A 22,148-nucleotide genomic window follows, 5' to 3' on the forward strand; every position below is an offset into this window, starting at 1 on the left:
GGCAGGTGCGGCTGACCGGGCGGGTGCGGCCGGTGGGGCCGGCGCGGCCGGCCGGGCAGGTGCGGCTCGTCGGGCCGGTCAGGGGGCCGCGCGTCAGAGCTCTCCGCGGACCATCCGGGTCAGCCGGTCCAGCACCGCGCCGTCGCTGACCCGCAGGCCGTCGTGCTCCCACTCGTTGGTGACCCAGGTGCGCAGACCGCGGATCTCCCGCGCGGTCTCCAGGGAGTGGGTGACGTCGACGTACATGTCGTCGGCGTAGACGGCGGCGGCCGCCGGGACCTCGTTGGCCGCCAGCCGGCCGGCGTCGTACAGATCGGGCCAGTCGGCGTGTTCGGCCAGTTCCCGTGCCGTCTCCCCGAGGGGGCGCAGCGACGGGTCGGTGTCGAACAGCCACGGGTAAACCATCTCGCCCGTGAAGTACACCGGACGCCCGCCGTCCAGCGCCGTGTCCACGTCGAACTCGGGGAACTCGGCGCGCACCTGCTGGGCTGCCCAGCCGGTGCCCTTCGGGGACACCGACCGCTGCGCGTAGATCGCTTCGTGGAGGACGGCGTACAGCGGATTGGCGGTGTAGGAGAGATGGCCCTGCACGGCCTGGAGGAAGGAATCCGCCAGTTCGGGCCCGGCGGGGCCGGTCACCCACGCGCCCTCCAGCAGGTAGTGCAGGACGTACGAGCCGGTGCCGCTGCCCAGCATCTGACCCAGCGCCTGGAACGCCTCCGCCGTCAGCTGCCCGCCGCCGGGCAGCCGGGCCGGGTGCTCGCGCAGGTGCGCGGCGATCCGGCGGGCGCGCTCGATGTCCTGCGGGTAGCGCGCGTAGTGCGCGGCGTTCTTGCGGGCCACCCGTGGGTACGCGGCCCGGTAGACGTCCTCCGCGCTGCTCCGCAGCCCCGGCAGACCACCCGTGATCATGACTTCGCGCAGGCCCTCGGGCGCGTACGAGAGGTAGGTCGTGGCGCAGAAACCGCCGAAACTCTGCCCCAGGACGCTCCACCGCTCACCGGGGCCGGCCAGCTCGCGGCGGAACAGCTCGGCGTCCCGCACGATCGCGTCGGCGCGGAAATGCGCCAGGTAGGCGGCCTGTTCGCGGGGGCCGCCGCGCAGCGCGAGGGTCTGCCGGTTGGCCGGCGCGGAGCGGCCGGTGCCGCGCTGGTCCAGCAGCAGCACCCGGTAGTGGTCCAGCGCACGCACCAGCCACGAGTCCCGGCCCAGCGGGCGCGGCGACGCGCTGCCGGGACCGCCCTGGAGGTAGACCAGCCAGGGCAGCGCCTCGTGCTCCCGGCCGGGGGCGACGGCCTCGCGCCCGTACACCGTCAGCCGTTCGCCGTCCGGCGCGCCGTGGTCCAGCGGCACGTCCAGGAAGTGATCGGTCAGCACGACACCGGGCAGTCGCTCGACGCTCATGTACGCTCCTCGCTCTTCTCGAACCCCGCGCCCCTCGGACGCCCTCCGGATCGTGCGGCACCCGCCGGGCGCCGCGCAATTCGGCCGGACGGACGGCTACCGCGAAGGAGGGCGAAAGGCTAGGAATGTCACCACACACTCACGAGGTGGTGCCGGTGGACGGGACAACCAGGTACCCGCCGCGCGACCGGGAGCTGCACCGGCGGCTGGTGTACGGAGACGAATCCGCGCTGGGCGAGGCGTACGACGCCTACGGCGCGTTGGTACGGGCGGTGGCCCGGCGGGTGACCGGCAGCGCGGCGGTCGCCGACGAAGTGACGCAGCGCGTCTTCACCGAACTGTGGACGTGCCCGTACGCCTTCGAGCCCGGACACGGCTCGCTGCGCGCCTGGCTGAGCATCCGCGGGCACCACGGCGCGGTGGTCCGGGCGCGGGAGGCCGCGGCGGCCGGTACGGACCCGCAGGCGGCGGTGCCGGACCCCGCCGAGGAGGCGCGGACGGCGCTGCACACCGCGCTCACCGAACTGCCCCTGCCCGAGCGGGAGGCCCTGCACCTGGCGTGCTTCGCCGGGCGGACGTACCGTCAGGTCGCGGTGGAGCTGGGCATTCCGGAGGCGGCGGCCACCGCCCGGCTGCGCAACGCCCTCGACGGGCTGGCCGACCGGCTGGCCGGGCCGCCCACCGGTTCCGGCAGCCCGGCCGACGAAGCACGGGACGAGTGCTGAATGCCGGGCGGCGGCCGCGGGCAGCAAGGGAAGCGACACGGCGGGCGCGCGGCCCGGCCGGGCGGCGGGACAGCGGGAAGGGGCGTGCGATGGCTGCGGGCGGCATGAACGGCGGGGGCGGTACGGGCGATCCGGGCGGCGGCGGGCCGGAGGACCCCGGCGGCCCGGCCGGACCCGAGAGCCTCGGCGGGCCCGGCGCGGCGGACGGCCCGTCCGCCGCGCACGAGGAGGTCAGCGCCCTGCTCGCGGCGTGGGCGCTCGGCGCCGACATGCCGGGCGACGACGCGCGGGTCCGTGGCCACCTGCACGACTGCGCCCCGTGCGCGGCCGAGGCACGGCGGCTGCGGGAGACCGTACGGCTGCTGGACGAGCCCGCGCCCGGCGGCACCGGGCGCAAGGCGAACGCGGGCATGGCGCGCGGCCGGCTGATGGCCGCGGCCCGCGCCGCGCGACCGGGCCAGGGCCTGCCGGCCGCGCACGCCGCCCCGTACGCGGGCGCGGTGGCCGGCCTGGACGCGCTGCTGCGGGAGCTGGACGGCGACCCGGCCCGCTGGGGTACGCCAGTCGTGCACGACTGGGACGTCCAGGGCACGGTCGCGCACTTGGTCGCGGCCGACGAAGTGCTGGCCGAGCGGCTGGGCCTGGCACCGGTGACCGAGGCGGGCACGGGGCTGGGGCCGGTGTCCGGGGCGGGGCCGGAGGGCTTCGGGCCATCGGCCGGTACGGGGCCGGGCGGGCCGGCCGCGGGACGGGCGGCCGGTGCGGGCGCGCCCTGGGAGCTGCGCTGGGCGGCCCGTACGCACGAGGTGGTGGCCTACGAGCACACCCGGCCGCCCGCCGAGACCCGGGAGGCGTGGCGGACCCAGGCACACGGGCTGCTGGCGCTGCCCGAGGCGGGCGACGAGCAGCTGGCGGCCCTGGCCACCACCCTGATGGGCCTGCGGCTGCCGGTCGCCGACCACTACGTGATCCGCGCGTTCGAGACCTGGGTGCACACCCGGGACATCGGGCGGGCGCTGGGCCGGACCGTACCGTCACCACTGCCGGTGCACCTGCAAAGGTTCCTCGGGCTGGCGGTGCGCATCCTGGACCTGGCACTGGGCCCGGACGCCCGGCCGGTGCTGCTGTCGGTGGAGGGCGAGGCCGGCGGCGACTGGGTACTCGGCTCGGACGCCGAGCCGATCGCCGCCGAACTGGTCCTGGAGGCCACCGACTTCCTGCTGCTCATCGGCGGGCGGCAGGACCCGGACGAGATCGCGCGGGGCCAGGCGGGCGACGCGGCCGCCTCGCAGCGGCTGCTGGAGACGGCCACGTCGCTGGCCTGGCTGTGACGCCGTGCCGTGGTGCCCCGCCGGCACCGTACGGCGTGGGCGCTACTTCACGGGAGTGAAGTCACGCGCGCCGATGTACTCCGGGCGCGGGACCGGCGCCGCGAAGGGTTCCACCGCGGTGTTCGCCACGCTGTTGAACACGACGAAGACGTTGCTGCGCGGGTACGGCGTGATGTTGTCGCCGGAACCGTGCATGCAGTTGCAGTCGAACCAGGTGGCCGAGCCGGCCTTGCCGGTGAACAGCTTGATGCCGTGCGCGTCGGCCAGCTTGGTCAGCGCCTCGTCCGACGGCGTGCCCGCGTCCTGCATCTGCAGCGACTTCTTGTAGTTGTCCCGCGGCGTCTCACCGGAGCAGCCGAGGAAGTGCCGGTGCGAACCCGGCATGATCATCAGGCCGCCGTTGGTGTCGAAGTTCTCCGTCAGCGCGATCGAGACCGACACGGTCCGCATGTTGGCCAGACCGTCCTCGGCGTGCCAGGTCTCGAAGTCGGAGTGCCAGTAGAACCCGGAGGCGCCGAAGCCCGGCTTGACGTTGATCCTGGACTGGTGGACGTAGACGTCCGAGCCGAGGATCTGCCGGGCGCGTCCCACCACGCGCGGGTCGGAGACCAGCTTGGCGAACACCTCGCTGATCTTGTGCACCTCGAAGACGGACCGGATCTCCTGGGACTTCGGCTCGACGATGGAGCGGTCGTCCGCCCGCATCGCCGGGTCGTTGACGAGCCGGTCCAGCTCGGCGCGGTACACCGCGACTTCTTCCGCCGTCAGCAGTTCCCCGATGGCGAAGAAACCGTCGCGTTCGAAGTCGCTCAGCTCGGCCGGCTGGAAGGGTCCCTCCGTGCCGGGCTGCGACCACACCACCGGGTCCTGCCGCGGGGTGATCACCTCGGTGGCTCCCCGGGTCGGGTACAGGTCGGCGGTGCGCTCGGGTGCGGTGGTCATGGTGTTGCCTTCCTCTCCTCTCGTACGTGCTTTCCTTCTCGCGCCTTCCTCAGCTGCCGGACGGGGCAGGGGTTCGCGCCGAGCGCGTCAGCCGGACTGGCCGGCGGTCTCGGGCTCGGGCTCGGTGAGCAGCGGGTACACGCCGTTCTCGTCGTGGTCCTCGCGGCCCGTCACCGGCGGGTTGAAGACACACACGCAGCGGAAGTCCTTCTTGATGCGCATGGTGTGCTTCTCGTGCCCGTCGAGCAGGTACATCGTGCCCGGGGTGATGGTGTGCTTCTCACCGGTCTCGTCGTTGGTGAGCTCGGCCTCGCCCTCCACGCACAGCACGGCCTCGATGTGGTTGGCGTACCACATCGACGTCTCGGTGCCCGCGTACAGGGTGGTCTCGTGCAGCGAGAAGCCGACGCGCTCCTTGGCGAGCACGATGCGCTTGCTCTCCCACGTGCCCGACTTCGCCTTGACGTGGCGGTCGGTGCCTTCGATGTCCTTGAAGGATCGGACGATCACGGTGTTCTCGTACCTTTCTGTGGTGCGGACAAGGAGGGGTGCGGTCCTGCGGCGCGCTCAGGCGCAGTCGCGGACCGCGCGGGCGAGGATGCGCAGACCCTCGTCCAGCTCCTCGGGGGTGGTCGTCAGCGCCGGCAGCAGCTTGACGACCTCGCTCTCCGGGCCGGAGGTCTCGATGAGCAGACCCAGCTCGAAGGCGCGCTTGGCGATCTTGTTGGCGAGCGGCTTGTCGGAGCACTCCAGGCCCCAGACCATGCCGCGGCCGCGGTACTCGGCGATGGCGTCGGGGTGCTCCTCGACGATGGCGCGCAGATGCGACTCGATGATCTCGCCGCGGGCCAGCGTCTGCTTCTCCATCTGGCCGTCGGCCCAGTAGGTGTCCAGGGCCGCGGCGGCGGTGACGAAGGCCGGGTTGTTGCCGCGGAAGGTGCCGTTGTGCTCGCCCGGCTCCCACACGTCCAGCTCCGGCTTGAACAGGGTGAGCGCGAGCGGCAGCCCGTAGCCGCTGATGGACTTCGAGACGGTGACGATGTCCGGCACGATGCCCGCCTCCTCGAAGGAGAAGAAGGCACCCGTACGGCCGCAGCCCATCTGGATGTCGTCGACGATCAGCAGCATGTCGCGGCGCTTGCACAGCTCGGACAGGGCGCGCAGCCACTCGGCGCGGGCGACGTTGATGCCGCCCTCGCCCTGCACCGTCTCGACGATCACGGCGGCCGGCGTGTTCAGGCCCGAGCCGCTGTCCTCCAGCAGGCGCTCGAACCAGAGGAAGTCCGGGTAGGTGCCGTCGAGGTAGTTGTCGAACGGCATCGGGGTGCCGTGCACCAGCGGGATGCCGGCACCGGCGCGCTTGAAGGCGTTGCCGGTGACCGCGAGGGCGCCCAGCGACATGCCGTGGAAGGCGTTGGTGAAGGACACGATCGACTCGCGGCCCTTGACCTTGCGGGCCAGCTTGAGCGCCGCCTCCACGGCGTTGGCGCCCGTCGGGCCCGGGAACATGACCTTGTACGGCAGGTCGCGGGGCCGCAGGATGGTGTTCTGGAACGTCTCCAGGAACGCGCGCTTGGCCGTGGTGGACATGTCCAGGCCGTGGGTGACGCCGTCGCGCTCGATGTAGTCGATCAGGGCGCGTTTGAGTACGGGGTTGTTGTGCCCGTAGTTGAGCGACCCGGCGCCGGCGAAGAAGTCGAGGTAGGTGTGGCCGTCCTCGTCGTACATGTGGCTGCCCTGGGCGCGGTCGAAGACGGTCGGCCACCCGCGGCAGTAGCTGCGTACCTCGGACTCCACGGTCTCGAAGACGCTCAGGTCGGGCTGGGTGATGGTCACAACATGCTCCTGGGAGATGAGTGGCGTGAGCGGGGAGAAGTCTGCGGGGGATGCGGGGGCGGTCAGGGCCGGTGCCCGGCAGGGGGACCGAGCGGGCCGATGCGGTGGAGCACCTCTGCTTCGTGCCCCTGCTCCGGGAAGAGCCCGGCGTCGAGGAGCACCTCGCGTATCACGGACGCCCCGTGGCGTTCGGCGAACGAGGCGAAGAGCCGGTTGGACGCCGCGTTGTCCTCGGTGATGGTGGTCTCAAGGCGACATACGCCCAGCTCTCCGGCGGTTCGGGCGACCAGGCCGTCCAGGAGGGCGGCGGCCAGGCCGTGGCCGCGGTGCGCCTCGTCGACGGCGATCTGCCAGATGAAGAGCGTCTGTGGGGACTCGGGGCGGAGGTAGCCGGTGACGAAGGCGGCCGGCTCGCCCTCGCCGTCGCGGGCGACGGCGGAGGTGGCGGCGAAGTCACGACACCACAGCAGGTAGCTGTAGGAGGAGTTGAGGTCGAGCGTCCCGGAGTCGCGGGCGATGCGCCAGATCGCGGCTCCGTCCTCCACGCGGGGTGTGTCGAGCTTGAAACCCTCCGGCATTTCTCTGATATCGCTTCGGGCACCTGCATGGTCTGCTTGTGCGGCGGTCATGCGAATTCAATTTACCCAGGGAAAAAGGAAAATGCATCGCGAGGAGGGGTTACGTGGAGAAGGGGTCTTGTGTTAACGCGCGGGAGCGCACGAGCGCGCGAGACGGCTGCACGATGTACCGGTTTGCCCGGAAAATATGGGGCGAAGTAGACAGCTTGTGTGGTCGGTCACAGCTCCGTAACGTCCTGGAGGCCCGACGGAATTACCTGCTCCGACGCTAGCGAAATCTTGGCGTTTGAGCTGCGAAAAAGCGGGCAGAAGAATACGGGAAGCTGCGCACTGAAGAATTGGGAATTCGCCGGTAATAGGTGTACCGCGAGAAAAGCCGGGACGTCCATGGTGTTTACGTGAAGCGGATCACCGGATGGGACGGAAGGGACTCGGTACGGCCGTACGGACCGTGTGCGGACAACGGGTGACGGGCGGGTCGGCCGGCGGGCGGCCCCCCCTGTGCGGCCCCGCCCCCCGGACCCCGTGCCGTCCGGCGTACCGCGCGTCATACAGTGCGGCCATGAGTGAGAGCGTGGTGCTGCACATCAAGGGGAGGGTCCTGGCCGGGCCGGACGACGTGCGCGACGAACTCTGGGTCGTCGGCGGCCGGGTGACCTACGAACGGCCGACGGCCGCGCGGGAGGTGACGACCGTCGAGGGCTGGGCGCTGCCGGGACTGGTCGACGCCCACTGCCACGTCGGGCTCGACGCCCACGGCCCGGTCGACGAGGCGACCAGCGAGAAACAGGCGCTGACCGAGCGGGAGGCGGGAACACTGCTGCTCAGGGACGCCGGTTCACCGTCCGACACCCGCTGGATCGACGACCGCGAGGACCTGCCGAAGATCATCAGGGCGGGCCGGCACATCGCCCGTACGCGCCGCTACATCCGCAACTACGCCCACGAGATCGAGCCCGAGGACCTCGTCGCGTACGTCGCGCGGGAGGCGCGGCGCGGCGACGGCTGGGTCAAGCTGGTCGGCGACTGGATCGACCGCGAGACCGGAGACCTGTCGGCCTGCTGGCCGCGCGGCGCCGTGGCGGCGGCCATCGCCGAGGCGCACCGCCTCGGAGCCCGGGTGACGGCCCACTGCTTCGCCGAGGAAACCCTCGCCCCGCTGGTCGAAGCGGGCATCGACTGCATCGAACACGCCACCGGCCTCACCGAGGAGACCATTCCGCTGTTCGCCGAGCGCGGGGTCGCGATCGTCCCCACGCTCGTGAACATCGCGACGTTCCCGACCCTGGCGGACGGGGGTGAGAAGAAGTTCCCCGCCTGGGCGAGCCACATGAGGAGCCTGCACGAGCGCCGCTACGACACCGTACGCGCGGCATACGACGCCGGGGTGCCCATCTTCGCCGGCACCGACGCGGGCGGCTCGCTCGCACACGGCCTGATCGCGCAGGAAGTCGCCGAACTGACCAAGGCGGGCATCCCCGCGGTGGACGCGCTCGCGGCGACGACGTGGGGGGCGCGGCGGTGGCTGGGGCGGCCGGGCCTGGAGGAGGGAGCTCCGGCGGACCTCGTCGTCTACGACGGCGATCCGCGCACGGACGTACGGGTGCTGGCGGCGCCGCGACGGGTGGTGCTACGGGGGCGGGTGGTGGGCTGACCCCTCCCCGCCTTGCCGTTTGTGGCTCCCCCGGTGCCGGTGGCGGGCCCGGCCCCTACGGACTCCGTCCTACGGTTCCGGACCCTCCCGTGCGCGGTTGGCTGACACGTACGTGGGTGGGGGACGCCTGCCCCCACCGGCCGTCGTTCGCCGTACTGGCGGGAGGGGGTGGGCCGCAGGACGGAGTCCGGAGGACCGGCCCCGTACCCGGCTCCCGGCGGGGGCCACCCGGCACGGGCAGCGAGTCGGCCACGGCGTCTGGCTGGCCACCGGCCGTCGAAACTCCCGGCCCGGTGCGGGTGGCGCGGGTCCGGCCCCTACGGACTCCGTCCTACGGTTCCGGGCCCTCCCGTGCGCGGTTGGCTGACACGTACGTGGGTGGGGACGTCTGCCCCCACCGGCCGTCGTTCGCCGTACTGGCGGGAGGGGGTGGGCCGCAGGACGGAGTCCGGAGGACCGGCCCCGTACTCGGGTGCGGGGTGCGCCACCCGGCACGGGCCGTGAGTCGGCCACGGTGCTCGGCCGGTCACCGGCCGTCGAAACTCCGCCCTCCGCCCCTGACCGCGCCGCGCGCCATCCAGGCGGCGACCAGCGCGCCCGAGATGTTGTGCCAGACGGAGAAGACCGCTGCCGGGAGCGCCGCCGCCGGGCTGAAGTGGGCGGTGGCCAGGGACGCCGCGAGGCCGGAGTTCTGCATGCCGACTTCGAAGGCCATCGCGCGCCCGGCCGGTCGGCCCAGCCTGGCCAGCCGGCCGGCCGCGTAGCCGAGGGCCAGCCCCAGTCCGTTGTGCAGGACGACCGCCACGATGACCAGCGCCGCCGCGTCCTTGATGAGCGCCGCGCTGCCGGACACCACGACGAGCACGATCGCCGCGATCGTCGCGGCGGACAGCCACGGCAGCGCGCGCAGCGTCCGGTCGACCCAGCGGCCCGCGACGAGCCGGACCAGCAGGCCGCCGAGCACCGGCAGCAGCACCGTCTTGAGGATGTCGGTCACCATGACCCCGGCGTCCACGTCCAGGAACTGCCCGGCGAGCAGCAGCGTCAGCGGCGGTGTGATCAGTGGCGCGAGGACGGTGGAGACCGTCGCGACCGAGACGGACAGGGCGACGTCGCCGCGGGCGAGGTAGGTCACGACGTTGGAGGCGGTCCCGCTGGGCGCGCAGCCGACCAGGATGACGCCGGCCGCGAGCTGCGGCGGCAGGTCCAGGACGGTCGCGATCAGCCAGCCCAGGCCCGGCATGATCACGTAGTGGGCGACCAGGCCCAGGCCCACCGCCCAGGGGCGCTTGGCGACCGCGGTGAAGTCCGGCGGCGTCAGCGTCAGGCCCATCGAGAACATCACCACGCCGAGCAGCCACGGCACCGCGGGCGCCCAGCCGGTGAACGGCGCGGGCCACAGCAGGCCGACCGCGCCGGCCGCGATCACCAGCAGCGGGAAGACGGTGACGGCCCGTCGCGCCGCCCGGTCGGAGGCGGGCAGGTCGCCGGTGGGAGCGGGGTGCTGGCGCAGCTGTTCGGTGGGCACGGCGGCACCTTAGCGCCGGGCTGCGTGTACGGGACAACGGGTTTCGGATGGTGGACGCGGCACCGTACGACGCGGCACCGTACGACGCGGCGGCGTGCGCCGTCAGTCGGCGTGCTCCGCCTCCGCGGCCTTGAGCAGTGCCGCCAGCAGCCCCGGGAACCGCGCCTCCAGGTCCTCCCGGCGCAGCGAGATGTAGCGCTCCCGGCCGATCCGGCGGGTGTGGGTCCAGCCCGCCTGCCGCAGGACGCGGAAGTGGTACGAGCCGGTGGCCCGCGTCACCGGCAGGTCGATGTCCCCGCAGCCCGCCTCGCCGTCCGCCGCGAGCCGCCGCACGATGCGCTGCCGCAGCGGGTCCCCGAACGCCTGGAGGAGCGGGCCGAGGCGGATGGCGGAGGTGTCCGGCTGGTCGGGGTCGGCCGCGGGGGAGCCGGCGGGGTGGCTGGTGGGGGCGGTCTCCGCGGGGGTCATGTGGCGGTCTCCGTGAGAGGCATGGTTCGAGAGTCTTCTAAGTGGGTGATACGGTCCGGAACGGTCGATGCTTCGACGATCCTCTAAGTGTTTGTGCGAAGCAAGTCGCCGCGCCATGCGCCGCGCGCCCCTCCCGCCGCTGTACGAGACGAGGTCCCGCCATGCCCGCCACCGCACCGCACACCCCCGACGCCCCGCTGCGCACGCTCTTCTGCATCGGCGTCACCCAGGAGTTCTTCAACGCCGGGGACGAGGAACGGGCCGCCGTGGCCGCGGCCATCCCGCCCGCCTTCGACCGGCTCGCCGACCGCTTCGGCGTCCGCGTGCTCGGTACCCTCGACGACGACCAGCTCATGGTCGGCGCGTCCACCGCCTGGCCCTGGACCTCGTACATCCTCGCCGACGTGCCCGACCTGGACACCGTGTCCCGGATCTGCGGCATCGTGCGCGACACGGAGGTGGGCGACGGGGGCGTACGCCTGTGGCGCTACCTGCGCGTCGAGGCGCGCCCCGGCCGCCCGCTGTTCTTCGGCACCGAGTGATCGCCCCGGCCCCCGCCCGTCCCCCAGGAAGGAGCACCCCGTGCTCGACACCGGCCTCGCCGGCCGCACCGTACTGATCACCGGCAGTGCCCAGGGCCTCGGCGCCGCCCTCGTCCGCGCCTTCCACGCCGAAGGCGCGTACATCGCCGCCCTGGACGTCGACGACGCGGCCAACCGCGCGCTCGCCGCGAGCCTGGACCCGGACGGGGACCGCGTCCGCGCGGTCCACGCCGACCTGGGCGACCTCGCCGCCGTCGAGGCCGCCCACCGCGCGGTCCGCGCCTGGCGCCCCGTGGACGTCCTGGTCAACAACGCGGCCCGGCCCCTGGCCAAGCCCCTGTGGGAGATCACCCCCGAGGAGTGGGACGAGGTGTTCGCGGTCAACCTGCGCGCCGTCTTCTTCCTGACCAGGGCCGTCGCCGGGGACATGCGCGAGCGCGGCCGCGGACGCATCGTCAACATGGCCTCGATCGCCGGGCAGACGCCCCGTCCCACCGGCGCCGCCTACGGGTCCTCCAAGGCCGGGCTGATCGCGCTGAGCCGGGTCTTCGCCGCCGAACTGGCCGGTGACGGCATCACCGTCAACACCGTCGCGCCCGCGATGATCGACACACCGATGGTCCGGTCCGTTTCGCCCGAGGCACTCGCCGCGCTCACCGCGCAGGTGCCGCTCGGCAGGATCGCCACCCCGGAGGAGGTCGCCCGCGTCGCCGTGTTCCTGGCGTCGCAGGAAACGTTCGTCACCGGTGCCACGTACGACGTGAACGGCGGCGCGCTGATGCGCTGAGGTAGCGAGAAGCGAAACCGCCGGGTCAGCCCGTCAGTGCCTTCTCCAGCGCCACCGCGAACCGGTCCGTCGTCGCCCGGTCCCGCACCGCCAGCCGCAGCCACTCGGTGCCCAGCCCCGGGAACGTGTCGCCGCGCCGCACCGCGAAGCCGAGCGTGCGCAGCCGGCCGCGTACGGCCGCGGCGTCCGGCAGCCGGATCAGTACGAAGGGCCCCTCGGCCGGGGCCGCCGTGTGCACCCCCTGGCCGTCGGGCCCGCGCACCTGGGCCAGCCGGGCCAGCAGATGGTCCCGGTCCGCCGCGATCCGCCGGGCCGCTTCCGCCGCCTCCGCCAGCGCCGCGGGCTCGCAGCATGCCTCGGCAGCGGCGAGGGCCGGCGCCGACACCGGCCACAGCGGCTGCGCCCGCTCCAGGCCGGCGATGATCTCCGGGGCGGCCAGTACGTAGCCGATCCGCAGTCCCGCCAGGCCCCACGTCTTGGTCAGGCTGCGCAGCACCACCAGCCCCGGAACGTCCGTACGGGACGCCAGCGACGCGTGCTCGCCGGGGACCGCGTCCATGAACGCCTCGTCCACGACCAGGGTCCGGCCGGGCCGCGCCAGCCGGGCGATCTCCTCGGCGGGGTGCAGGACGGAGGTGGGGTTGGTGGGGTTGCCGACGACGACGAGGTCGGCCTCCGCGGGCACCGCGTCCGCGGCCAGCCGGAAGCCGTCCCGCTCGGTGAGCAGCAGCCGTTCCACCGTGTGCCCGGCGTCGCGCAGCGCCGCCTCCGGCTCGGTGAACTGCGGGTGCACGACGACCGGCCGGCGGGCCCGTACGGCACGGGCGATCAGCACGAACGCCTCCGCCGCCCCCGCCGTCAGCAGCACCCGCTCCGGCGGCAGGCCGTGCCGCGCCGCCACCGCCCGGCGCGCCGGGCCGCCGTCCGGGTACGCGGCGAGCCCGTCCAGCGAGGCGGCGATGCGCGCCTTGAGCCAGGCCGGCGGGGTACCGGCGCGCACGTTGACCGCGAGATCGGTCAGTCCGGCGTCCGCGCCGCGCACCTCGGCGTCACCGTGGTGGCGCAGGTCCGGTTCGTGCAGGTGGGGGCCGGGTATGCCGGAGGGACCGGCGGTCGGCGGGGTGGTCACGAGGTCTCCTTGGAGCAGAGGGGGTGAAGTGCGGGCGCGCGCGACGGCGCAGGTGGCGCGCGCCCCCGGTACCGACTTGCGCTTGCCCACGAGGAGGTGGAGCCCAGCCCCGCCATTCGGCCCGGCGCCCCCCGGCCCGGCGCCCCCCGGCCACGCACCCGCGCCGGCCAGCGCCGCGGCCTCCGCGACGCTCGGCGTACCAGTGGCGGCCAGCGGCGCGGAGGACGGATGCGGGACGGGCACGGCGGCCAGCACCGCCGCCGGGAACACCAGCAGCGGCACGCCCAGCCGCTCCGCCGCCCCGGTCAGCCCCGGCTCCGCCGCCTTGGTGTCCACGGTCGCGAGCGCGGTGACCGCGTCCGGCGCCAGGCCCGCCGAGGCGAGACTGTCGGCGACCAGCGCCAGCACCTCGGCGGCCGGGACGCCCCGGCGGGCGCCGACGCCGACGACCAGCGGTGCCGCGTTCACCGCGGCCGCCCGGCGGCCCGGACATGCGGGATGCGCGGCCGGTCAGTAAGCAGGAGTGAGGGGTGCCGGAACCCCGGGGAAGGGGTGAGACCGTGCCGGTGGTCATCGCGCTGGGCGCGTTCCTGATGACCCTGGTCGGCGGCTGGGTCGCCCACCGCGTCACCGACCGCCGGCACCTCGTCCTGGGCCTGGCCGGCGGCCTGATGCTGGGCGTGGTCGGCCTCGACCTGCTGCCCGAGGCGCTGGAGGCGGCGGGCGGCGAGGTGCACGGCGTACCGGCCGCGCTGCTCTGCTTCGTCCTCGGCTTCCTCGCCGCGCACGCGGTGGAACGGCTGCTGGCGGTCCGCAAGGCGGCGCACGGCATGGACCCGGAGGAACGGGTGCCGCAGGTGGGCCTGACGGCCGCCGCGGCCATGGTGGTGCACAGCTTCATGGACGGCTTCGCGATCGGCCTGGCCTACCAGGTCGGCCGCGAGATGGCGGTGGCCGTGGCGCTCGCGGTCATCGCCCACGACTTCGCGGACGGCTTCAACACGTACACGATCACCAGCCTGTACGGGAACGCCCGCAACCGGGCGCTGCTGATGCTCGGCGCGGACGCGCTCGCCCCGCTGGCCGGCGCCGCCGCCACGCTGCTGTTCACCCTTCCGGAGCAGTGGCTCGGAATTTACCTGGGCTTCTTCGGCGGCGTCCTGCTCTACCTGGCGACCTCCGACATCCTCCCGGAGGCACATCACGACCATCCCGCGCTGTCCACGCTGCTGTGCACCGTGGCGGGGGTGGCGTTCATCTGGCTGGTGGTCGGCATCGCGGGCTGAACGGGCAGCGCACGGCCGGCCGGCCCGGCGCCGGAAACGACGGTCACGGCGCGCCGGCTCCCACCCCTATGGAGACCGGCCCGTTGCGCCCCTCCAGGACCGCCGACAGCCCCGGCTCGTCGCCTGCCTCGACGGTGAGCGTGGCGCCCAGGGCGGCCAGTTCGGCGCGGATCGTCCCCGGGTCGGGGTGCGTGCCGGAGAACGCCCGCAGTGGTACGACCGGCAGCGCCTGCCCGGCTGCCGGGTGCGGGGCATCGCCCCAGTCCAGCAGGAACGGCACCAGCCCGCCGCCCGTACGCGGCGGCGTCAGGGTCCAGGAAAGGGTGCCGCCGTCCGGCGTACGGCGCGACATCGCCACCGGCTCGCCCGGGTCGTAGCCCCTCGCGCGGGCCCGCGCCACGTGCCCGGCGATGCCGTGCACCCGGACCGCCCAGTGCGCCAGCCGGGGCCCGCGCAGCACGTCGATGCCGAACCAGCGCGGCGCCTCGGGGGCCGGCTGCGCGGGGTCGGGGCCGATGATCTCCAGATAGGCGCCGCCGCCGAGGCCCAGCAGGGCGTTGCGGGTGCCCCGGCCCGGGTGGCCGCCGCCCGGCACCGGCCGGACACCGGTCAGCGCGGCGACCTCGGCGGCGGTGCCCTCCAGATCGGGCGTGGCGAGGACCAGGTGGTCCAGTACGGCGTCAGCCACAGGGTGCCTCCAGCGGCGGGCGGACAGCGGCGTTGGCGGCCAGGCGGCGGGCCAGCGACGGCTCGGCCGCCCAGTGGACGTGCAGGTACGAGGCGTGCACCCCGCCTTGGACGTGGCCCTCCACCCGCCGCGCGGGGTGGGTCATGCCCCAGGCGGGGGAGGGGCCCGCGCCCGGTTCCAGCACCGTACGGTGGAACTCGTGGCCGCGCACCCGTGTGCCCGCCACCGCAAGGGCGTTGTCCTCCAGCGCCACCGCCTCCCGGTAGCCGAGCGTGAGCCGCTGCGACATCCGCGCGTCGGCGGGCAGCACCCCGCACATTGGCCTGCCGTCCAGGCTCCGCGACAGGTACAGCAGCCCCGCGCACTCGGCGACGACCGGCGCGCCGGAGCCCGCCAGGTCCACCACGGCCCGGCGCAGCGGCTCGTTGGCGGACAGCTCGGCCGCGTACATCTCGGGGAAGCCGCCGCCGATCACCAGCGCCTGCGTCCCGGCCGGCAGCCGCTCGTCCCGCAGCGGGTCGAAGACGGCCACCTCCGCGCCGGCCGCCGTCAGCAGCTCGGCGTGCTCGGCGTACGAGAACGTGAAGGCGGCGCCGCCCGCGACGGCCACCACCGGCTTGCCGGTCACCGCGCCCGTGCCGGCGGCGGCGTCCGGCACCGCGCCCGCCTCGTCCCCGTCGCCCCGGGCGCTTCGCGCGACGGCCCGCGCCGGGTCCCAGGCCTCGCCCGGCAGTTCGGGCGCGCTGTGCGCCAGCGCCAGCAGCGCCTTGAGGTCGCAGCCCTCCCGTACCTGCGCGGCCTGCGCCCGTACGGACTCCACCGCCTCGGTCTGCCGCTCGGCGACCGGAATCAGCCCCAGGTGCCGTGACGGCGTCTGCACCTGCGGCGCCCGGCGCAGCGCGCCCAGCACCGGCACGCCCACCTCGTCGAGCGCCGCGCGCAGCAGCTCCTCGTGCCGGTCCGAGCCGACCTTGTTCAGGATCACTCCGGCCAGCCGCACCCCGGGGTCCCAGGACGCGAAGCCGTGCACCAGCGCGGCCACCGACCTGGACTGCGCCGAGGCGTCCACGACCAGTACCACCGGCGCCCGCAGCAGCTTGGCGACGTGCGCGGTGGAGGCCAGTTCGCCGAGCCCGGAGGCGCCGTCGTACAGCCCCATCACGCCCTCGACCACCGCCAGGTCGGCACCGGCGGCGCCGTGCAGGAACAGCGGCGCCACCTGGTCCGGGCCGCACAGGTACGCGTCCAGGTTGCGGCCCGGCCGGCCGGTCGCCAGCGCGTGGTAGCCCGGGTCGATGTAGTCCGGGCCCACCTTGTGCGCGGAGACCGTCAGCCCGGCCTCGGTGAAGGCCGCCATCAGGCCGGTGGCGACGGTCGTCTTGCCGCTGCCCGAGGCGGGTGCGGCGATGACGAGCCGGGGGATGATGCTCACTGCTCGAATGCTCCTGGTGCTGCTGCTCGCGTCGCTGCGGTGTCCGGCGGCGCCGTCACCACTCGATGCCCCGCTGGCCCTTCTGGCCCGCGTCCATCGGGTGCTTGACCTTGGTCATCTCGGTCACCAGGTCCGCGTAGTCGCACAGCTCCTGGGGCGCGTTGCGGCCCGTGACGACGACGTGCTGGGTGCCCGGCCGGTCGCGCAGGACGGAGACCACCTCGGCGGGGTCCACCCACCCCCAGTGCATCGGGTACGCGAACTCGTCGAGCACGTACAGCTTGTACGTCTCGGCGGCCAGGTCCCGCTTGACCTGCTCCCAGCCCTCGCGGGCCGCCTCCTCGTTGCTGAACTGCGAGTCGCGCTGGACCCACGACCAGCCCTCGCCCATCTTGTGCCAGGCGACGGTGCCGCCCTCGCCGGTCTCGCCGAGTACCCGCAGCGCCCGCTCCTCGCCCACCTTCCACTTCGCCGACTTCACGAACTGGAACACCCCGACGGGCCAGCCCTGGTTCCAGGCCCGCAGCGCCAGCCCGAAGGCGGCGGTGGACTTGCCCTTGCCGGGGCCGGTGTGCACCAGCACCAGCGGGCGGTTGCGGCGCTGGCGTGTGGTCAGTCCGTCGTCCGGGACGACGGACGGCTGTCCCTGTGGCATTACGCGGCCCTCCTGATGGTGTGGTTGGTGCCTTGTCCGCGCACGTCGCGGACAAGCGCGGAGACGCTGTCCGCGCGCAGCTCGTCAAGGGTGACGGCGGTGCCCTGGAGATCCCGGGCCAGCTCGCCCGCCAGTCCCAGCCGTACCGGACCCGCCTCGCAGTCCACGACCACCGAGGCGACGCCCTCAGCGCCCAGCAGCCGCGCCGCGCGGGACGTGCGTACCAGCGGCTCGGGGCCGCCGGTGGACCGGCCGTCGGTGACGACGACCAGCAGCGGGCGGCGCGAGGCGTCCCGCAGCCGTTCCACGCGCAGCACCTCGTGGGCCTTGAGCAGCCCCGCGGACAGCGGGGTCCGGCCGCCGGTGGGCAGCGACTCCAGCCGGGCCGCGCCCGCCTCCACCGACGAGGTGGGCGGCAGCGCCAGTTCGGCCTCCGCGCCACGGAAAGTGATCATGCCGATCTTGTCGCGCCGCTGGTAGGCGTCGAGCAGCAGGGACAGCACCGCGCCCTTGACCGCGCTCATCCGCTTGCGCGCCGCCATCGAACCGGACGCGTCCACCACGAAGAGCACGAGATTGCCCTCGCGGCCCTCGCGCACCGCCTCGCGCAGATCGTCCCGGCGTACGACGAGCCCCGGGCCGCTGCGCCCGCGCGCCACCTGGTGCGGCGCGGCGGCCTGCACGGTCGCGGCCAGGTGCAGTTTGGTCAGGGTGCCCTGCGGGCGCCGGGCGCCGGTGGTACGGCCGTGGGCCGTACGGGCCCGCGAACGGCGGCCGTCCGCGCCCTCGCCGAGCCCCGGCACATCCAGCCGCCGCGTACGGAACGGCTCGCCCGCGCCGACGGCGGCCTTCTCGCCGCCCCCGCCGGGAGCGTCCTCCTCCGGGCCTTCGGCCTGCGCCTTCGGGTCGGCGGGCGCCGGGTCCTGCTCCGGCGCCTGCGACTGCTCGGGCAGCTGCGGCTGGTCGTGCGGGGCCGGGGCGTCCTCGCCCTGCGGCCCGTCCGTACCGCCGTCGCCGTCCTGTGGCGGCTGCCCGCCGCCCGGTCCGTCGGGGCCGTCGTCCGGGCCGCCGTCCGGGTCCGGGTCGGGCTCCGGGTCGTCGTCCTCGTCCGCGGCGAACTCCTCCAGCGTCCGGTCGAGCTTGTCCTCGTCCAGGCCGGGGGCGTCGAACGGGTTGCGGCGGCGCCGGTGGGGGAGCGCCAGGAGCGCGGCCTGCCGGACGTCCTCCTCGCGGACGTCCGTACGGCCCGCCCAGGCGGCCAGCGCGCAGGCGGTGCGCGCCATCACGATGTCCGCGCGCATACCGTCCACCTCGAACGCGGCACACACCGCGGCGATCTGCCGCAGCACCGCGTCCCCGAGGGCCACGTCCGGCAGCAGCGCCCGCGCGGCGGCGATCCGCTCCCGCAGCTCGCCCTCCTCGGCGGCCCAGCGCGCCGCGAAACCCGCCGGGTCCCCGTCGTACGCCAGCCGCCGCCGCACGACCTCCACCCGCTGGTCCGGCTCGCGGGACGCGGCGACCTCCACGGTCAGCCCGAAACGGTCCAGCAACTGCGGGCGCAGCTCCCCCTCTTCGGGGTTCATGGTGCCGACGAGCAGGAAGCGCGCGGCGTGCCGTACGGAGACGCCCTCGCGCTCCACGTAGGAGGCGCCCATGGCGGCGGCGTCCAGCAGCAGGTCCACGAGGTGGTCGTGGAGGAGGTTGACCTCGTCGACGTACAGGATGCCGCGGTGCGCGTCCGCCAGCAGGCCGGGCTCGAACGCCTTCACGCCCTCCGACAGGGCCCGTTCGATGTCCAGCGCGCCGACGAGCCGGTCCTCGGAGGCGCCCACGGGCAGTTCGACCATGCGGGCCGGGCGCTCCTCCGAGCCGCCCGCCTCGTGGGGGCCGTCCGGGCAGGCCGGGTCCGGCGCGGCCGGGTCGCAGGAGAAGCGGCAGCCGGTGACGACGGGGACGTCCGGCATCAGCGCCGTCAGGCCCCGCACGATCGTCGACTTCGCGGTGCCCTTCTCGCCGCGGACGAGCACCCCGCCGATGGCCGGCGAGATGGCGTTGAGCAGCAGGCTCAGCCGCATGTCGGACATGCCGACGACCGCGGTGAACGGATAAGGGACCGATGCCATTAAGGAGTACCCCCTTCGAGGGACGTGCGGTGTGCGGGCGCGGGCGAGGCCGCGCGTGGTGCGTCGGGGCCGGCTGCCGCCGGGGTGCGGGACGGCTGCGGTATGGACGGCGCTCCCGGAGGCACGAACGGCAGCCCCGCCGGCACTCCGTCCTCGATGAGCCGCAGCAGCGCCTCCGTGTCCGCGTGCTCCTCGATCAGGTCACCCAGCTTGTCGAGCTGTTCCTCGCGCAGCCCGGCGAAGCTGGTGTCCGGCGCCGGGACGAACGCGCGGCCCGCGTCGGCCGCCACCCGCCGCAGGAACGCCCGCCGGAAACCGTCGCTCTCCAGGGAGCCGTGCCAGTGCGTGCCCCAGACCGCCCCGGACCGGCAGCCCTCCAGGAAGGGCTCCCCGCCGACGACCTCGGCCACGCCGTGATGGATCTCGTATCCCTCGACCGGTTCGCCCAGCGCCTCCCCGGCCGGCCGGGCCAGGGTCTTCTCCGCCGCGAACCGTACGCGTACGGGCAGCAGGCCCAGCCCGTCCACCGTCCCGGCCTTCGACTCGACCTCGTCCTCGATGCGTTCGCCCAGCATCTGGAAGCCGCCGCAGATGCCGAGCACCGGGCGCCCTTCCGCGGCCCGCCGCCGCACCGCGTCGGCGATGCCGCGCTCGCGCAGCCACTGGAGCGCGCGGACGGTGCCACGGGTGCCGGGCAGGACGACGAGGTCGGCGTCGGCCAGCTCCTCGGGGCGGTCCACGAACCGCACCACGACGCCCGGTTCGGCGGCCAGCGCGTCCACGTCCGTGAAGTTCGACATCAGCGGTACGGCCGCCACGGCGACCCGCAGCACGTCGGCGCCGTGCGGCGGCGCGACGACGCTCTCGCGGACCGCGCCGCGCAGCGACACCCGCAGGCCGTCCTCCTCGTCGATGCCGAGGCCGTGCGCGAACGGCAGCACCCCGAGGGTGGGCCGCCCGGTCAGCTCCTTCAGCATCTCCAGACCGGGCTCCAGCAGCGTCACGTCGCCGCGGAACTTGTTGACCAGGTAGCCCGCGACCAGCGCCTGGTCCTCCGGCGACAGCAGCGCCGTGGTGCCGAAGAACGAGGCGAACACGCCGCCCCGGTCGATGTCGCCGACCACCACCGCCGGAATCCGGGCGGCCCGCGCGATGCCCATGTTCACGATGTCGGTACGCCGCAGGTTGATCTCCGCCGGGCTGCCGGCGCCCTCGCAGATCACCGCGTCGTGCGTACGGCGCAGCTCCTGGAGGCAGTCCGTGACCGTACCGAGCAACTGCTCCTGGCGCCCCGCGTGATAGCCGCGCGCGCTCAGCTCGCCCACCGGCTTGCCCATCAGCACGACCTGGCTGCTGCGGTCACTGCCCGGCTTCAGCAGCACGGGATTCATCAGCGCGCTCGGCTCGACGCGCGCCGCGGCGGCCTGCATGGCCTGCGCCCGCCCGATCTCCGCGCCCTCGCGCGTCACGAACGAGTTCAGCGACATGTTCTGCGCCTTGAAGGGCGCCACCTTGACGCCCTTGCGGGCCAGCCAGCGGCAGATGCCCGCCGTCACCACGCTCTTGCCCGCGTCGGACGTGGTGCCCGCCACCAGCAGCCCGCCGCCGAGCGACGCTTGACCCGGTCCGTTCACGTGGCACTCCTCGCCGTCCGCCGTACGCTGCTCACTTGGCCCTCCCGGCCGTACGGCACCGCCGCGCGGCACCGACCGCCAGCCGGCCCGCGACCGTGGCCGCCAGCGCCAGCGCGCTCACCCGGCGCGACAGCGTCACGGCCCGCTCGATGTCCGGCACCGCGACGGGCCGGCCGGCGGCGCCGTTGAGCACCGGCCGGTGCTCGATCCGGCCGCCGTACGCCAGGGTGCCGCCCAGCCGTACGCCCAGCGCCCCGGCGAACGCCGCCTCCACCGGGCCCGCGTTGGGGCTCGGGTGGGACGGGCCGTCCTGCCGCCAGGCGCGCCGGGCGCCCCGCCGGTCCGGCCCGGCGAGGACCGCCAGCGCGGCGGTCAGCCGGGAGCCGGGCCAGCCGGCCACGTCGTCGAGCCGGGCCGCGGACCAGCCGAAGCGCCGGTGGCGCGGCGACTTGTGACCCACCATCGCGTCCAGAGTGTTGACGGCCCGGAAGGCCAGCAGCCCCGGCACCCCGGCGACCGCGCCCCACACGAGGGCGCCGACCACCGCGTCCGAGGTGTTCTCGGCGACGGACTCGACCACCGCGCGCGCCATCTGCTGCCCGTCCAGGGCCTGCGGATCGCGTCCGCACAGGTGCGGCAGCCGCTCGCGCGCCACGTCGAGGTCGCCCGCCGCGAGCGCGCCGCCGACGGCCCGCGCCTCGCGGCCCAGCGACGTGCCGCCCAGGACGGCCCAGGTGGCGGCGGCGGTCAGCGCGACGGACGCGGGGAAGGCGGCGGGGGAGCGGCGTACGGCGCGGTCCAGCAGCGCGGCGCCGACGGCGGTACCGCCCGCGCACAGCGCGGTGTGCAGGGCCCCGCGCCCACGGTCGTCGCGCCACAGGCGGCGCTCCGCGGCGGCAGCGGCCCGCCCGAAGGCGGCCACGGGATGGCCGCGCCGGGGATCGCCCAGGGCCAGGTCGCCGAGGAAGCCGAGGGCCGCGCCGCACGCGTAGCCGGCGTGTTCGGCACGCATCGGATCAGACCGCCGTCGCGCCTCGGAGGGGCAGCACAGGGGTACGTCCAGGAGATCTCGAACTGCGGCCGGACATGGCGGTAGGTCCTCACTCAGGGTCCGCGCCCTGGTTCGACGGGTACGGCGACGAGAGTCTCCTGGCTCCCCGGATCGGCGCTTCCCCCGGCCTTCCAGCCCGTTACGGCGACCTGCGTCCCGGACGCGGACCGTGGCCCTTGATGGAGGGGCGCTCCCCGGTGACAGTGGCGGGACCGCGCCGGATTCTCACCGGACTTCCTCATCTGTCGCCGAATGGCTCCGGCAGTCCACCACGGTCCGCTGGGCCCGTCAACTCGCGCTTGACCTGCGGCGCAGACCTGTGGCAGTGCCTGTGTCCAAGGACACAGCGAAGGGC

The 22,148-nt window shown here is 74.4% G+C and carries 20 protein-coding genes and 1 riboswitch; of the genes, 6 read left to right on the plus strand and 14 right to left on the minus strand.

Annotated features, from left to right (window positions below; all coding sequences use genetic code 11):
* Positions 1–93: 93 nt before the first annotated feature.
* The gene (locus ACFV57_RS32230; protein ID WP_385239457.1) at positions 94–1,404 is read right to left on the minus strand and encodes an alpha/beta fold hydrolase; all 1,311 of its coding nucleotides are present in this window, start codon (positions 1,402–1,404) and stop codon (positions 94–96) included.
* A 155-nt stretch (positions 1,405–1,559) separates the two neighbouring features.
* On the opposite strand from ACFV57_RS32230, the gene ACFV57_RS32235 reads away from it, so the two are divergent.
* Entirely contained in the window at positions 1,560–2,129 is a 570-nt protein-coding gene (locus ACFV57_RS32235) for an RNA polymerase sigma factor (protein WP_385239459.1), read from the plus strand.
* A gap of 89 nt (positions 2,130–2,218) precedes the next feature.
* Complete coding sequence (locus ACFV57_RS32240) at positions 2,219–3,460, plus strand: maleylpyruvate isomerase family mycothiol-dependent enzyme (protein ID WP_385239461.1); 1,242 nt, start codon at positions 2,219–2,221, stop codon at positions 3,458–3,460.
* A 42-nt stretch (positions 3,461–3,502) separates the two neighbouring features.
* Here ACFV57_RS32240 and thpD read toward each other — a convergent pair whose 3' ends face one another.
* From thpD to ectA, 4 genes are all read right to left on the minus strand, one after another.
* Entirely contained in the window at positions 3,503–4,402 is a 900-nt protein-coding gene (gene thpD, locus ACFV57_RS32245) for an ectoine hydroxylase (RefSeq protein WP_385239463.1), read from the minus strand.
* Positions 4,403–4,489: 87 nt separating this feature from the next.
* Positions 4,490–4,912: an ectoine synthase gene (locus ACFV57_RS32250; protein WP_385239465.1), complete on the minus strand. Its 423-nt coding sequence runs from the start codon at positions 4,910–4,912 to the stop codon at positions 4,490–4,492.
* A gap of 57 nt (positions 4,913–4,969) precedes the next feature.
* Positions 4,970–6,238, minus strand: a complete 1,269-nt coding sequence (ectB, locus tag ACFV57_RS32255) for a diaminobutyrate--2-oxoglutarate transaminase (RefSeq protein WP_385239467.1) — start codon at positions 6,236–6,238, stop codon at positions 4,970–4,972.
* A 62-nt stretch (positions 6,239–6,300) separates the two neighbouring features.
* Positions 6,301–6,816, minus strand: coding sequence for a diaminobutyrate acetyltransferase (gene ectA, locus ACFV57_RS32260; RefSeq protein WP_385239469.1), 516 nt, complete (start codon positions 6,814–6,816; stop codon positions 6,301–6,303).
* 562 nt (positions 6,817–7,378) lie between these two features.
* Here ectA and ACFV57_RS32265 point away from each other — a divergent pair.
* Entirely contained in the window at positions 7,379–8,470 is a 1,092-nt protein-coding gene (locus ACFV57_RS32265; RefSeq protein WP_385239471.1) for an amidohydrolase family protein, read from the plus strand.
* Positions 8,471–8,996: 526 nt separating this feature from the next.
* On the opposite strand, the gene ACFV57_RS32270 is transcribed toward ACFV57_RS32265, so the two are convergent.
* Together ACFV57_RS32270 and ACFV57_RS32275 are read right to left on the minus strand one after the other, a co-directional pair.
* Complete coding sequence (locus ACFV57_RS32270; protein WP_385239473.1) at positions 8,997–9,998, minus strand: bile acid:sodium symporter family protein; 1,002 nt, start codon at positions 9,996–9,998, stop codon at positions 8,997–8,999.
* Positions 9,999–10,100: 102 nt separating this feature from the next.
* On the minus strand, positions 10,101–10,466 hold the full coding sequence (locus ACFV57_RS32275; RefSeq protein ID WP_385239475.1) for an ArsR/SmtB family transcription factor: 366 nt from the start codon (positions 10,464–10,466) through the stop codon (positions 10,101–10,103).
* 161 nt (positions 10,467–10,627) lie between these two features.
* Between ACFV57_RS32275 and ACFV57_RS32280 the strand changes: the two genes are divergently transcribed.
* Positions 10,628–11,008, plus strand: coding sequence for a hypothetical protein (locus ACFV57_RS32280; protein ID WP_385239477.1), 381 nt, complete (start codon positions 10,628–10,630; stop codon positions 11,006–11,008).
* 40 nt (positions 11,009–11,048) lie between these two features.
* Positions 11,049–11,795, plus strand: a complete 747-nt coding sequence (locus ACFV57_RS32285; protein WP_385239479.1) for an SDR family NAD(P)-dependent oxidoreductase — start codon at positions 11,049–11,051, stop codon at positions 11,793–11,795.
* Between the two features lie 25 nt (positions 11,796–11,820).
* On the opposite strand, the gene cobC is transcribed toward ACFV57_RS32285, so the two are convergent.
* Positions 11,821–13,392, minus strand: coding sequence for an Rv2231c family pyridoxal phosphate-dependent protein CobC (gene cobC, locus ACFV57_RS32290; RefSeq protein WP_385239481.1), 1,572 nt, complete (start codon positions 13,390–13,392; stop codon positions 11,821–11,823).
* A gap of 92 nt (positions 13,393–13,484) precedes the next feature.
* On the opposite strand from cobC, the gene ACFV57_RS32295 reads away from it, so the two are divergent.
* The gene (locus ACFV57_RS32295; protein ID WP_385239483.1) at positions 13,485–14,210 is read left to right on the plus strand and encodes a ZIP family metal transporter; all 726 of its coding nucleotides are present in this window, start codon (positions 13,485–13,487) and stop codon (positions 14,208–14,210) included.
* A gap of 43 nt (positions 14,211–14,253) precedes the next feature.
* Here ACFV57_RS32295 and ACFV57_RS32300 read toward each other — a convergent pair whose 3' ends face one another.
* The 6 genes from ACFV57_RS32300 to ACFV57_RS32325 are packed head-to-tail and all read right to left on the minus strand — an operon-like array spanning position 14,254 to position 21,754.
* A complete protein-coding gene (locus tag ACFV57_RS32300; protein WP_385239485.1) occupies positions 14,254–14,898 on the minus strand; it encodes a VOC family protein in 645 nt (214 codons plus the stop codon).
* Complete coding sequence (locus ACFV57_RS32305) at positions 14,891–16,330, minus strand: cobyrinate a,c-diamide synthase (protein WP_385239487.1); 1,440 nt, start codon at positions 16,328–16,330, stop codon at positions 14,891–14,893. The genes ACFV57_RS32300 and ACFV57_RS32305 overlap by 8 nt, the downstream gene beginning before the upstream one ends.
* A gap of 55 nt (positions 16,331–16,385) precedes the next feature.
* The gene (gene cobO / locus ACFV57_RS32310; protein WP_385239489.1) at positions 16,386–16,985 is read right to left on the minus strand and encodes a cob(I)yrinic acid a,c-diamide adenosyltransferase; all 600 of its coding nucleotides are present in this window, start codon (positions 16,983–16,985) and stop codon (positions 16,386–16,388) included.
* Positions 16,985–19,108, minus strand: coding sequence for a putative cobaltochelatase (locus tag ACFV57_RS32315; RefSeq protein WP_385239491.1), 2,124 nt, complete (start codon positions 19,106–19,108; stop codon positions 16,985–16,987). Before ACFV57_RS32315 ends, cobO begins: the two co-directional genes overlap by 1 nt.
* Positions 19,108–20,742, minus strand: a complete 1,635-nt coding sequence (locus tag ACFV57_RS32320) for a cobyric acid synthase (protein WP_385239493.1) — start codon at positions 20,740–20,742, stop codon at positions 19,108–19,110. Before ACFV57_RS32320 ends, ACFV57_RS32315 begins: the two co-directional genes overlap by 1 nt.
* 31 nt (positions 20,743–20,773) lie before the next feature.
* A complete protein-coding gene (locus ACFV57_RS32325) occupies positions 20,774–21,754 on the minus strand; it encodes a cobalamin biosynthesis protein (protein WP_385239495.1) in 981 nt (326 codons plus the stop codon).
* Between the two features lie 130 nt (positions 21,755–21,884).
* Positions 21,885–22,035: riboswitch (cobalamin riboswitch) on the minus strand.
* Positions 22,036–22,148: the final 113 nt, after the last annotated feature.

Source organism: Streptomyces sp. NPDC059788, from assembly GCF_042732265.1.
GTDB lineage: Bacteria > Actinomycetota > Actinomycetes > Streptomycetales > Streptomycetaceae > Streptomyces.